General features: G+C 57.8%; 6 protein-coding genes. All 6 read right to left on the bottom strand.

Going from position 1 to position 14,391, the window contains the following annotated elements; genetic code table 11:
• Positions 1-251 precede the first annotated feature (251 nt).
• The gene (locus C4J85_RS00870) at positions 252-797 is read right to left on the bottom strand and encodes a hypothetical protein (protein WP_124408771.1); all 546 of its coding nucleotides are present in this window, start codon (positions 795-797) and stop codon (positions 252-254) included.
• A gap of 212 nt (positions 798-1,009) precedes the next feature.
• Positions 1,010-1,216: a hypothetical protein gene (locus tag C4J85_RS00865; protein WP_124408770.1), complete on the bottom strand. Its 207-nt coding sequence runs from the start codon at positions 1,214-1,216 to the stop codon at positions 1,010-1,012.
• A gap of 467 nt (positions 1,217-1,683) precedes the next feature.
• Positions 1,684-2,340, bottom strand: coding sequence for a hypothetical protein (locus C4J85_RS00860; protein WP_305955171.1), 657 nt, complete (start codon positions 2,338-2,340; stop codon positions 1,684-1,686).
• A gap of 177 nt (positions 2,341-2,517) precedes the next feature.
• A complete protein-coding gene (locus C4J85_RS00855) occupies positions 2,518-2,916 on the bottom strand; it encodes a hypothetical protein (protein ID WP_124408769.1) in 399 nt (132 codons plus the stop codon).
• Positions 2,917-3,512: 596 nt separating this feature from the next.
• Positions 3,513-4,040: a hypothetical protein gene (locus tag C4J85_RS00850; protein WP_256657854.1), complete on the bottom strand. Its 528-nt coding sequence runs from the start codon at positions 4,038-4,040 to the stop codon at positions 3,513-3,515.
• Positions 4,037-14,371, bottom strand: a complete 10,335-nt coding sequence (locus C4J85_RS27595) for a hemagglutinin repeat-containing protein (protein ID WP_256657853.1) — start codon at positions 14,369-14,371, stop codon at positions 4,037-4,039. Before C4J85_RS27595 ends, C4J85_RS00850 begins: the two co-directional genes overlap by 4 nt.
• Positions 14,372-14,391 lie beyond the last annotated feature (20 nt).

The raw sequence follows: 14,391 nt of genomic DNA, 5'->3' as shown, positions 1-14,391 counted from the left end.
AACCTCAAGCTCTTATTTCCATATCGAGAAAATGCCATTACTTAGCCATCAAATCGCCGAATAGGTTAGTACAAGGAAAGGGGCAAAAGTTCGCGAGGGATGTGTGAATTGGATCCCACTTATCGGGAATTTATGTGCAGGGCTGTTTTGAATAGCGGCGACGCAGCCGGCGAGTGAGATCCATCAGTTGCTGCCGCATCAGCGGGCGCCTACCTGAGCTGGGAGGAGCGGCCGAAACTCAGGGAGGCTATCTATTGTTTTGCACAACTACTCGATGGGACTTCTGCGATAGGGCCAGGCATCTCTACACCGGAGAGCAGTCGAATCACTGCGCCGCATCTCCAGTCATGCCGGTCCAGATACGCCTCATAATCCTTACCTGCCTCTGGAGTAAATACTTGAGGAGCTGGCGCACAGATGAATTGGTCAGTGACCATTTTCATCACGACCACAGAAGGGGCGCCTGCGGGGATAATAAACTCTGAGTACGATTCGCCATAGCTCAGATGATCACTCCTCCATGACGCAGGCATTCCGATGCTTCGTCTGGTGTGTTTGCCCAGGGTGGAATTGAGCTTATCTGCAAGAGTATCGCCGTAGGCATAAAGAGGTTCTTTGCTCGAAGCGCAGTCTTGCCCAGGATTGATTGCGACGGGCAAACCGTTGTTTCCGAAAAGACGGATTCTTGCGAAGGTTGTGTGATCGTAGAGCTGCTCTTGTATAGGCTGTTCGTGATTAGTAGAGCCACAGCCGCTGAGCAACAGCGCAGAAAAAAGGGCAAGTAATCGAATGTTCAAGAACAACTCCTTGGGTCAGATATCACACCGTAACTGGCAAATTCCGCATACCTAAATGTGACTGATGAATGCATCCTATATCGCTTCGATCGCTATTATAAGCGAATCCTCTCCGCCAGCTAAGCACAGCGGCGATGCGGCACGAACTTGGCCAAACGAATTAAGGCCTTTTAGATTTGCCGAAGGCAAATTTAAGGCCAAACTCATCAAACTTAATAAGCTATCCACTCTACCTCAAAATCAAATAACTGAGCTTGAAGCTCTGCCTCATGCTCGAACCAGTAGTCAAACCCTTCAGTATCACTTTTCTTCAAGTAAAGATAATACCCGCCAGTGTCGCCATCATGGTCGCCCACAACAACAATTTTCCAGCCAGAGTATTCGCCAGTGACAACGACACCCTTCCGAACGATAGACATATTTATATCCTAGCCCGCATAGGGAACATGATTGTTAGGAATATATTTTCCAGTCACAGGGGCTTTAACTTCAAAAATGTACATGCGGAACTTCTGGGGCCTGTGCTCATGATATAGATCCTGTAGCGAAAAAAAGTGATCTGCCCCCTATTCCCCGATTTTCAAACATCCAAGGGAGCTATTAATTCAGCACAATAGGAAGCACAATAGGGGTCAGACCACTATTCTCACTATTCTCATGTTTCTAGGGAGATCTATATCTGATTCACTTAAGCGCACTCCGGGGAACAACAACCTCACCTGAAAAATTTCTCTCAAAGGAACTGACGTGACTAAAATATTGGGACCCATGCGGATCGAGAATGGCTACAACGGAAATCCATTTCTAGTTATAATCCCATCAACCACAATGAAATGAGAAAAGTCAACGCAAAAACATGGTCTAACCCCTATTCGCCCCAGGCATATCATCCCTGAATTACACAAATAGCTGTAATAAGCTGATTCGGCTGTTCCTCCAGAGTAACCCCCCACCCCGTAATTTCAAGGGCACCATAATCACGACCGGTATAAAACCACCCTTCCGCCTCATCAAACTCCAAGCTTGTAAATGGCAAAATATCAGATATAAAACTTCCCAAACCTATGCACCCCGACAACAGCCCCTTGTAAACAAATTTATGCGCAGACTCGCCTGGAAAGCTAAAGTCATAAACCTTAACTGCGTACACTTTCCCACTACGAATAAGAATAGATAATGCAGGGATCGCTTTTTTAAACTCACTGACAATTTCATCATCAAACAATGAAAAAGAATAACCACCATTACCGCACTCATCCAGACCATACCTACTCAAGCAAAGGTCTGGCGCCCCTTCAAACCGATACCGCAAAAAATTCTTATCAGTCAAATATCTCGAAAGCACAGCCTCCAGATCACCAGCACTCGCATGCAACGGTATTCCTGCAAGTGATACACCAGGAACAATTGAAGCATTCCAAACTACAGAAAAACTATCTAGCGGCTTCATTTGGAAATCCACTTGTTGGTGGCAGTACAAAATAGGGGTCAAAAACGTGGTCTGACCCCCCAATTCCGCTTCCAGAGCAACAGCATCAGGCATAAACCGATGCTCTCACTCTGGCGTCTTGGCCTCGAATACTTGAGATGCTCCAGCACCGGATTGTCCTGCTCGAAATTGGCGGATATGGAGCTATTGCTGCGCGATGAAGTGCACCGGCAAACTCAGAGACTGGAGTAGATTTGTGGGGATTCCTCAGGGTTTGCCCTCTATTCCCTGCTATTTCACGCTCGACCTTGTATACCTATTACTGATTTCAGAGTAATTAATGGTCACAGAATTAACGTCATCAACAACACAATTCCATTTTTTACCGAACTCGTACGCCAACCATAAATACATCTCCATCGACCCTTTTGAGTGTCCCAACTGCATTTCAATCATTGTCCTCGGTGTGGCACCCAATAAAGTCTCCCATTCTAAAATATCTTGCGCATCATAAAAACCTATGAATTTTTCGGAGGTGAGTAATGACACATACAAAGTCGCCTCGCCCCAGCTCAATACTCCGCGACTACGTTTACCGCCGCTGACGATTCCACCTATAGAGTGAAGAAAATCAGCGAACGTGTCTTCATCAATTTCCACATCCGATATAATTGATGCTGAGTCGCTCACAACTATAACCCCCCTTTTTTGGCCCCATACTCGAATAACTCTTCGACGCTATTAATTACTTTAACCCCTACCTTTTCATAAGCTTTGATCTGCTGCGGCTTAACCACGTTCGGAGCAAAAAGCAAAATAGGAAGCAAAATAGGGGTCAGACCACTATTCTCATGTTTTTAGGGAAATCTATATTTGATTTCACCTAAGCGCACTCCGAGGAACAACAACCTCACCTGAAAAATTTCTCTCAAAGGTACTGACGAGACTAAAATATTGGGACCCATGCGGATCGCGAATAGCTACAACGGAGTTCCCTTTCTAGTTATAGCCCCGTCAACCGCAATAAGATGGGAAAAGTCAGCGCAAAAACGTGGTCTGCCCCCTATTCACCCACCTTAGAGACTCGACAACCATAGGCACTTCTACTGGACAAGCCTGAAAAGCAAGTTCGCAAGCCACTTTTACAGCAATTTTTCGTCGCTCCTCACTGACCAACTTAAGCTTTTCTACAAGTCCTTTCTCAACCATTTCTAAACGCATAATCATTGTTTAGCCTTTGGCAGTGGTTTTAATATGGCGCGGACACATCCTGTGCGCTCTTTAAACTACGACTGCCAGAATGTCAGACAGACGCCATATTCATCTAGAAGATCGTCAGCAATTTCAAACTGAAATACTTTTTCTGGAAAGGCGTCGGTTAACGCGCGTTTCCAATATCTAGTGATCTGTTCAGCAAATAAATGACAAAGACGATAATCTTCTTCCGACAGACCCACTTTAAATACGGGTCGGCCCGGTGCATCCTCCCACTTTGAAAAGAACTGATTTATTGAAAAAATATTTCTGTATCGTTCAACGTCTCTACGCGATGTACTTTGCTCCAACACACCAGATTCGGTCTCAACCAGCCCGTTCAAATGAAATTTTTGCGGATCGTATTGCTGAGCGTTAGGCAGCCAGAAAATGTGACCATTGACCTCAATAAAATCAGGAGAGAGCAAACCCAGAACAGAAATTGCCTGTTCTAATGAAACCAAGTGCCCTACATATGAAAAAAACTCCCCGGAGCCAATATCTGAAACAAACAGACTTAACGACTCTTTAGAAATATTACCCTGATAAATTTTCATCATTTCAACCCCAAGCTATCAAGAACCGATCGAGGAACATTTCCCTCAAAAACTTTTGTATCACTTCCCTTCTTGGGGAAATATGTTCCATTCGGAGCTTGGTTCCATTCGACCACCTTAATCCGGGAGCTAGACACATCATATAGTGCACGCCCCTCAGGACCGTAGACAACAACATGCCCATTTCCAAGATTCGCATAAGAATCGGGAGTTTGCCCTTGCAACGGATACTGAACACCACCACGCGTTCCCGTGACCGTCACATTCGTTTCCCTAAGTCCCTTGGTATAATCTAAATCAATAGTATTACCGGCAGAGTCCGTAATGAACCTGGGTGTATTTGGAGCGTTGGTAGTTGTTTTTGGACCCGCGAAATCCGCATCGTTAGCAGCAGCCTTACCAGCATCTACAAAGCCAGTTTCTCCAGAAACCAGCCCTGAAGGGGTTGCCTTCGCCCCCCCCAACTCTACTCGAGCAGCGACCTTAGCCGTAACCTTCTCCGCCAGCAAGGCGCCACCCTTCACCAGCCCACCGCCAGCTGAAAGGACCGCAGCCATATCGCTGATCAGCCTTCCAGTTTCAACCCCGGCGTTATAAGAACCACTGGGCCCGGCTTCTTCATACTGCGCTTGCAGTCGATCTATGCGGTCAATATACGGCTGCTTGACCGCATCCCAAACACCACCGCTCTCAACTACTGCTTTCAGCGCCGCATAAGTCTCCTTGAGGCTGCCTGCAGTGTGTACGATGCTGTCAACGGTGTCGTTTAGCCCCAGAACAGCACCAGCGGCAGCACCGACTGTAAAACTCGCATCCTGCGCGATGTCGATCGCTGTCCACTTCGTCGCTGTGCCTGTACTGCAGACCAACGTCGGACACTCCCCCATTTCCTTGTCTCTCTGAGCCTTCTGCGCCTTGCTCAGATAGTTGTTCTGGACGGCATTGGTGCCCGCGTGCGCGCCCGTCGCTGCCCCACTCAGGTCACCACCAGCAATTCCCCCAGCCAACCCTGCGGCCAAGCCGGACAGCGCAACCACCGTCTCCCTCTGCTCCTGCGTCAGATCCGCCGTCGCCGTGCCCGGATAGAGTTGATGCGCGATCAGCTCGCCCGTCGCTGCCCCGGCACCGCCTGCCAGCGCCGAGTTACCCTGCGCCTGCGCTATCACCGCACCCAATACGGCATGTGCCATGGTGTTGAGTGCGTCGTTGTTTCCAGTCGTTTTCTTGATCACTTGCGCCAGATACGGCGCCGATGCGCCCGCAACGGCTGAACCGATATCGCCCCCAACCAGCCCTTGCAATGCCGCTGTTACCGCCTGTGCTACGCGTGGGTAGTCGCCGCCCACGCCGTAGTCAGCCATGACCTTTTTGTAGGCATCGCTGGCCGCGATCTGCTCCTTCGTCGGCTGATCGATACCTTTGTCGACCAGTTCCTTGCGACCCGCCTCCTTGGCGTTGAGCTCGCCCTGTGTGTGCACAATATCGACGGTTTGAGCACCAATATCCGCAATCAACTGCACCTGCCGCAGCCGTTTCTGCTCTTTCTCCTTATCGAAGATGGGGCTGATGGCGCCGTTGGCGTGTTCAACATCGTGGCTCAGCGTCGCAACGTCCTGCTGCTGCTTGGCAGGGTCGCGGATGTCGAGGGTGCCGTTGGAAATGGCCGAGGACGTGGTGCCGCTGTCGCTGTCGCCGTGGTTGAATGCGATCAAACTGCCGGTGGGCATGTTGCTGATGAACGCGTTGGTGCCATCGCTGCCACTGCCGACGCTGGCGCTCTGCAACTGGCTTGAGTAGTCAGCCTTGTTCTTTAGAACGCTCCAGCCAAGGGTGCCGGTGTTCAAGCGGTTTTTGTCCGGCGTAGCCGTGCTGGCGATCACGCTGCCATCGAGTTGGGTATGGTTGCCCACATCAATCTGGTAGCCGCCCTTGCCGCCGAACAGGCCGGTCTGCTCCTGCACACTCTGGTATTTAGAGTCGATCTTGCTTTTGCTGATGCTCAGGTTTGCGCTGCCACCGGTGCCGATGATGGCGAAGCTGATGCCCCCGCTGACATCCGTCTGCTTGGACTTGTAGTTATCGGTGTCCTGCAGGCTCTGCAGCGTAAGGTCACGACCCACGGTGGCGGTGATTGTGTCTGCGCTGACTTGCGCGCCCTTGAGGGCGGTGTCTCGCCCGCTGATCAGGCTGACCTGTTTGCCGGCGTCCAGCGTTGTCTCCGTCCAGGTGGTGCCGGTGCCCTTCTCGTTGCCGGTGCCCTTGCTCGCATTGGCGAAAATGCTCAGGCCACCGCCTTCGGAGCCAACGCCCAGGCTGATGCCGACCGCTCCACCGCTGCTGCTGTTTTTTCCATCGAGCTTTTGATTGTTGGCCGCAGCCTCAAGGCGAATATCGCGCTCCGCAGCCAGCTGCATTTCATTGGTGGCCTGGAGCTTGCTGCCTTGAACGCGGATATCACCTGCGTCTCCCGGCGTGCCATTCCCCTGCGCCACGATGGTGAGGTTATTGCCGGCCGTCAGGCTGCTGCCCTGGCTTAAGGTTTGCTCCTGCGTCTGTTTGGATTCGGACTTTTGCGAGCCCAAGGAGATGCTGATACCGACAAACTGCCCGGCGTTGGCGCCGGACATCCCGCCATCCTGCTGCGCCGCTTGCCAGGCCTGTACGCCGGTCAACCCTGCTTTAACACCTTGCAGCGCGGAGAGGCGGCTGTCGTCCTCGTTCCTGGCTTGCTTGGCGGTCTGGTACGCGGCGTCCACTGCGCCACCCACGGTGCCGGATAACGCCAGGGTCAAACCACTGGATTTGCTCTTGGAGGTCTGTTCGCTGCGGTTGTTGTTCTCGGACGCCAGGATGCTGATATTTTGCCCAATCAGGCTGATGTCCTTGCCGGCAACCACATCAGAGCCGCGAATGGTCAGGTCTTTACCGGCCTGGACATCCACACTGCCCAGCACACTACCGATGTTGCTGGCCCGGGTGGTCTCGGTGCTGCTGGTGAAGGTGTTCTTATTGCTGCTTGAGCCCAACGTGAAGCCGATGCCGCCGCTGCTGAGCAAGCCCGACTTTTTGGTCGAGGACGAATGGCTTTGCTCGAAGGTTTCCGTCGCCCCGTCGATCACCACATTACGCCCGGCAACCAGACTGGTGGCGTTGGTGGACACCACGTCACTGGCGCTTGTGCCAATGTCTCGACCAGCACGCACGACCACCGTGTCGGCACTGATGGAGGAGCCCTGCTGGGTAATCTGGTTACTGCTGTCAATGCGCGTTTTCTGGCTACTGGACAGTAATCCACTGCTGGTTTTGGTTTTGCGGTAATAGCTGTAGTCGCTGTTCTGCGCGGCGTTCAGCGTCAGATCATTGCCCGCGTAGAGGTAGGCTTCCTTGCCCGCGCTCGCGCGGCTGGCGCTGACGGCGAGGTCGTTGCCTGCACTCAGGGAGAGGTTGTCGCCGGCCACCAATGAGGTGCCTACCTGCTGAACATGATCCTCTTGACTGGTGACCTTCTTGGAATTAAACGCCGAATGCTGTTCATTCGCCGCCGAAGCCAGGTTCACATCCCCCTTTGCCACCATCGCCAGATCACGCGTTGCATTCAACTGGCTGCCGATGGCGCTGATGTCCCGTGCCGCCACAATCTGGAAGTCCCGCCCGGCTTCTACCACCGTGCCGTACTGGGTCGCGCTGCTGTTACGTGAGTAGGTGCTGACAATATTGGCGTTACGCTGTTCGGCGGTGGCCAGGTTCACGTCACGCCCGGCCTGGATGCGGGTGTCGGCGCCACTCTTGAGTACACCGCCGGTGCTGTTGACGTCGCGACCGGCTTGCAGGGTCAGGCTGTTGGCGGCCTCGATGCGCGCGGCGTTGTCGACGAAGTCGGTGCGTTCGGTGCGGTAGCCGCTACTGCTCTGGTGGCTGGTGACGCTGCGCTCATTGAGGACATCGCCGCTGATCGCGCCCACGCTGACATCGCGTCCGGCAATGATGCCGCCGGCGCGGTTGGTCAGGCTGTTGCCGGCGAGCAGGTCGAGACGGTTGCCGGCCTGGGTCAGGCCGCTGTTGACCATGTTGCGCCCGGCGCTGGCGGCGAGGTTGTTGGTGGCGCGCAGGGTGCCGACGTTGTTGAGGTCTGCGCCGCTTACCAAACTCAGGTCGCTGCCGGTGATCAACGCGCCATTGGGCGCCAGGCGGTTGTTGGCCTGGGCCAGGTAGAGCACGGGCACCAGCACTTGCTGGCCGGCGACGGTGGCGTTTTCCATCCACACGATGTCGTGGGTCAGGGCCGCAACTTGTTCGGCGGTGAGGCTTACCCCTACCGACAGGTTGAGCGCCTGACGGCTGCCGATGGCGTTGTCCATCAGGTACTTGAACATCGCCGTGTCACTGGTTTGGCCGTCGATGAAGCGCTGGCCGGTGCGGGCAATGACCGCCTGTTGGATCAGGCGTTGTTCATAGAGGCCGTCACCCAGGCGTTTTTGCGCCTGGTCGGGGTCGTAGCCGAGCTTGGACAGCATGTAATCGGAACTGAGGAACTGCCTGAGGTTGGTCAGCTGCGGGTTGGTTTCGATCAGGTATTTCTGTGGGTTGGAGACGAACTGGCTGTCGGGCAGGCCTTGCACGCGATTGATGGTTACACCGTCGGCCGAGGTGCCGGTGCCGGCTACCGCCGGCCCGGAAACCGGGGCTCGGTCTACGCTGCCGCCGCCCAGGGTCCAGCCTTGCGGGCCGGTACTGGCCGGCGCGCTGGCGCTTTGGCCGCTGAGGCGGAACAGGCCGCCCTGCCCGCTGGGCAAGGTAAAGCCGGGCAAGCTCAGCGGGTTGATCTGCTGCTGGGCCAGATCCGGGGGCAATTGCGCGTTGAGGGTGACGCGGGTCGAGTAACCGTCCGCGCCACTGGCACCGGTCGCGCCGGTGGTGGTTTTTGCACCCGCCCCGATGTAGGTGTAACCCAGGCGCACCACGCTGTTGTCGATACCGGCTTGCGCCTTGACGTCCACCGCACCGCCAGCCTGAATCACGGCGGCGTAACGCTGATCATCGCTGGCGATTTTGGTGACCTTGCCGAACTGGGTACGCTCGCTCTCCATCATGCCGACGAAGTTGGCCACGGTGGCCTCAAGGCCGCCGAGGTCATTGGGGTTGTAACCGGCGCTTTTGTACCAGTATTTGTTGGTCAGTGCGCTGGCGGCATTGAACCAGGCACGCGGATGTTCGGTGCGCGCGGAGGTAAAGAGCCGATAGGTCTCGGTCTCGCCGGTTTCAATCCCCGTGTTGACCAGGTTGTTCAGGCGCGCCGTGAAGTTGCCGCCGGCTGCAATCGAACTGCTGCTGTTGAGCAGGTCGCCCCCGGCCAGGGTCATGTTACCGCCCGAAGTGATGCTCGAACCGGCACTGGCGGCGGTCACCTCCAGTTTGTCGCGGGTCACCACTTCCCATACGTAGTTACGCCCCGTGCCACCAGCATGGCAGTCACCGGCGTTGACGTACTCGATGCACGTGCCTTCAGTGGCAGACGCGGTGTATACGCCCGCATCATTGACGGTCAGTACCGCACGTTCATTTTTGATCGTGGCGGCGGTAAGGCTCAGGTCACCATCACTCTGCATGCTCGACGAGCTGTTGATAATGCTGTCGGCCAACCCGCCCTTGCCGTCGCGATCGACGCTCAGGTTGCCCATGCTGTAGATGTCGCCGTAGCTGTTGTTCAACGACGCGACGCGCAGGCTCATGTCGGCGCCGCTGAAGATCAGGCCGTGGTCGTTGAGCAACGCGCCAGTGGTGACCGTGAGCGCTTGCCCGCTGCCAAGCGTGGCGTAGTTGTTGAGCGCGCCCGCGTCGATCAGCAGGTCAGTGGCCGAGGTCAGGCGGCCACGGTTGTTCAGGGTGCCGCTGAGGGTTGCGCGGGTCACGACGCCGCCGGCGATGCTGGCGGTGTCGCTTAGGTTCGCCTGGGCGGCGGTCAGGTTCAATTTGCCCAGGCTGCTGATGCGCCCGCTGCTGTTCAACGCGCCGCTTAACGTAAGGTCGAGGTCACCGTCGCTGGCGATCAGGCCGTTGGTGGACCAGTTGCCGCCGCTGCCGATAAACCGCCGGGCGCCGAGCAATTGGCCGGTTGTTGTCTGGTCGAGCGTGTTGACGTTGACCGTCAGTTGCCCGGCCTGGATCACGCTGCTGTTGGTCCAGTTGTCCCGGGTGATGGTCAGGTCGCCCCGCGTCACCAGGCTGCCGCCGACGTCATTGAGGTTGGCGGGGGCAATGCCGAAGTTGCCGGTGCCCACGTGCAGCACACTACCGCCAAGGTTTTGCAGGCTGCCGGCGTCCAGTGTCAGGTTGGTGTTGGCGGTTTCCAGCACGCCGTTGCGGTTGTCGAACACGCCACCGATGGCGAACTCAGTCGTGCCGTCGGGGCCCAGGGCACGCAGGCGTCCGGTCTGGTTGTCGAGGCTGGCGGCGTGCACCTTGAGGGTGGAGTCACTTTCGATGATGCCCAGGCGGTTGTTCAGTGCGCCGCTCAGGTCAAGGTCGATCTGTTGGGCGGCTATCTGGCCATCGTTGTCGCCGCTGTTATCGAAATCGTGCCCAACCACGCGCATCAGGCCTTTGGCATAAAGCCCGCCGTTGCGGTTATCGAAATTGCCGGTGGTGACCAGGCCGTTGCCACCCTGCGCAGAAATGCGTCCGCCATAGTTGTCCACGGCGCCGGCTTGCAGGTCCAGGGTTTGGCCCTGCATCACACCGCCCTGGCGATTGTTGTTGAGGTCGTAGCCGTTGCGCAGCACGCCGACGACTCGGGTCTGGAGCAGGGCCTTGAGGCTGGCGAGGGTGCCGCCACGGTTGTCGAGGCTGGCGGCTTTGATGTTCAGGTCGCCGGTCTGGGCGATCAATTTGCCGCTCTGGTTGTCGACAGCGTCGACCACGTCGAGGGTCAGACCGTTCTGGCTTTGCACGGCGCCTTTGCCGTTGTCCAGCCGATTGGCGCTGAGCTTGAGGTCAGCGTTCTGGCTGTAGATCAGGCCATCGCTGCCGTTCTGCACCAGGCCGCTGGCGGTGATGCTCAGGCGCTCATTGGCGGCCAGTGTGCCGCGATTACGGTTATCCAGGCCGCCGGTCAGCAGCGTCAACAGGCCTTGGCTGGCGAGCTGCCCGCCCTGGTTGTTGATCTGCGCCGCGCGGCTGATCAACAGCGAGCCGCCGCTGGCCAATTTGCCGTTGGTATTGGTCAGGGTCGCCAGCAGGTCCAGGCTGGTGTCGGTGCCGCCGCTGATGCTGCCGGCGCTGTTGTCCAGGTTCCGCGCGGTCAGGTCCAGGGCCGTGCCGCTGTCGATGGTGCCACCGTTGGCGTTGTTCAGCAGGCCGGTGACCTTGAGGTTTTGTTCGGTGGCGCTGGAAAGCACGCCCTTGTCGCTGTTATCCAACTCGGCGGCGCTGACCGTGAGCGCCTTCTGGCTGACCAACGCACCCGCGCCGCTGTTGAGCAGGCTGCCGATGAGTGTGGCATTGAGGGCGCCGTAACGGCTCGACAGGGTGCCGCTGTTGCGGTTGTCCAGGCTGGCGGCAGTGGCGCTCAGGCCTTGCCAGCCGGACATCAACCCGTTTTGGTTGATCAGCGTGTCGGCGTTGAGCACCAGCAGGTTATTGCTGATCAGCTTGCCTGCGCTGTTGTCGAGGGTGCGTCCACTGAGGTTCAGGGTTTGCGCGCTGGAGAGTTCACCGCCCTGGTTATTCAAGTCGCGCAGGTGATCGATGCTCAGGTTGCCGGCGGTGGTGATCAGGCCACCAGAGTTATTCAGATCGCCGGTGGCACTGCCGAAGTCCACGGCAATCGCGCTGCCCAGCAACGAGCCGCCCTGGTTATCCAGGCTCGCGGTATTGATGCTCAGAAGGTTGGCCGCGTTGATCAGGCCCTGGGCCCGGTTGGTCAATGGGCCACTCACGTTGAGCACGGTGTCGCCACGGCTGGTGAGGGTACCGCCGCTGTTGTCCAGGCTGGCGGCGCGTGCATCCACCGCAGCGGCGGCAATCATGCCCTTGACGTTCGCCAGGGCCTGGCCGATGCGCAGGGTCAGGGCAGTATTGCCGAGCACTTTACCGCCGCTGTTGTCGAGGTTGTCGGCAGTGAGCGTGAATGCCTGGCTGCTGGAAATCTCGCCGCCCTGGTTATTCACATCCTTGAGGTTGTTGAGCACCAACAGCGGGCCGTTGATCAGCCCGCCCTGGTTGTTGAATTGGCCCCGATTGAGTTCGAGGGTCAGGCCGGTGGCGCTGGTCACCTGGCCGCCTTGCTGGTTGTTCAGGTCACGGGTGTCGATACGCAACGCATCACGTGCGCTGAGGGTGCCTTGCTGGCTGTTGTCGACGCTTGCGCTGGTCAGGGTCAGGGTGCCGTCGGTCACCAGGCGCCCGCCCTGGTTGTCCACCGCGTCACGGGCGCCGATGGTCAGCGGGCCAGCGCTTGAGAGCGCGCCACCACGGTTGACCAAGGTGCCTGCGGTCACGGTGAGCAGCCCTTCGCTGCTGATCAGGCCCTGGTTGCGATTGAGCAATTGATCGACGTTCAGGTTCAAGCCGCTGCCGGCCACTACCAGGCCGCCATCGCTGTTATCCAACTGCGTGCCGTTTACCGCCACGCCCGCACGGCTGGACAGCTCGCCGTTGCGGTTGTCGATGTTGGCGACGTCGATCTGCACGCCGCCGGTGCTGGCGACCAGGCCTTTCTGGCGGTTGTCCAGGCGATTACCGGTGAGGTGAAGGACGCCCTGGCTGGTGACCAGCCCGTTCTGGTTGTCGAGCGTGCCGGCGCTGAGGCTCAACGCCTTGCCTGCGGTGACCAGGCCCGCGACGTTGTCCAAGGTGGTCACCGTCAGGGTGGCCGTGTCCAGGCTGGAGATTTCGCCGCCGGTATTTTGCACCGCGCCCACGTTGGCGGTCAGTGGCCCATTGCTGGTGACCAATCCGCCCTGGCCGTTCTGCAGTTCGCTGGCGCTGACCTCCAGCGCGGCGTTGCTGAGGACTCGTCCCTTGTTGCGGTTATCGAGCGCAGCCGCCGTGACGCTGGTGTGTTGCCGGGCGCTGAGGGTGCCGCCCTGGTTGTTCAAGGCTTGGGCATCAACGGTCAACGCACGACTGGCGATGACGCTGGTGCCGGTGTTGTTGAGGGTCGTGGCGCGCAGGCTCACATCACCCGCCGTGTTACGGGTGTTATCGGCGTTGACGCCGGCTTCGATGACGTCGCTGTTGGTCAGCGTGCCGCCGCTGGACAGCGCGATGCGGTCACGTGCGGCGAGGCTTTTGCGGTTGATGAGATCGCCTTGGGCTTGCACGTCCAGCGCTTTACCGGCGTAGACCTTGTCGGTTAGATCGACATTTTGCGCCGTGACCTTAACGTTGCCGGTGGCCGCCGCCTGCGCCATGCTCAAGCGCCCATTGGCATCGAGCTGGATATCCCCACCACTGGCCGCCAGCGTGCCGTCGAGCTTCACGCCCACACCCGCCTCGGTGCCCACCAGTTTGATCGCACCGGCGTACATGCCGCCCAGGGCCGAGGAGTCGATCGCCAGCTCGGGTTTGGCGCTGCCGTCATCGGCGCGGACGTTGGTTTTCAGGGTTTGCGCATCGACGTCGTTGCGCCCGGCGATCACGTTGAGTTCGCGGGCGTTGATTTTCGCGTTGATCTTGGCGGAGCGGGTGATGATGTCGAAGCGGTCGACGTTGCTGGCGTTCAGGCCTTCGCCGTCGATGGTCACGGCGCCGCCGTCGACCTGGTAGCTTTTGAGCTGGCCGGTCGGGTCGAGCACCGGTTTGCCGGTGGTCAGGGTCACGTTCGGCGTGTTGATAAAGCCGCAGCCGCTGCAGGTAATCCCGTACGGGTTGGCGACGATGACCTTGGCCGACTGCCCCGCCACTTCGGTATAACCGCGCAACTGGCTGGCGCTGCCGCCGTTGACTTCGTTGAGGATGACGCTGGCCGCGCCGCCCTTGAGGTTGGGGTTGCCGACGATGTAGCCGCCCAGCTGGGTGTTGACCACGGTGCCGGTGGCGTTGTTGAGGATCACGCCGTTGGGGCCGACGTTGTACTGCTGGAACTGGTTATGGGACAAACCCGCGCCGTTGGGCGTGGCGATGTTCACCACCGGCACGCCATTGCCCGCCGCACCCACCGTGGTGCCCGGCGCGCTGACCACGATGCCCTCAGCCTGGGCCAACAGCGGCTGCCAGAACAGCGCGTTGGCGAGGATCAACGCCAGCCCGCGCTTGGGCAGGCCGAAGAACGCGTTGCGCGGCTTCAGGGCGGCAGAAGGTTGGCGGGCCAGGAAGGCGAATTGGCGGACGTCCATTGTCAGGTTCTCATTGCAGC

The sequence above is a fragment of the Pseudomonas sp. R4-34-07 genome (genome assembly GCF_003852375.1).
Lineage (GTDB): Bacteria > Pseudomonadota > Gammaproteobacteria > Pseudomonadales > Pseudomonadaceae > Aquipseudomonas.
Note: the sequence above shows the minus strand (reverse complement) of the source record. Positions and strands in the feature narration are given on the sequence as shown.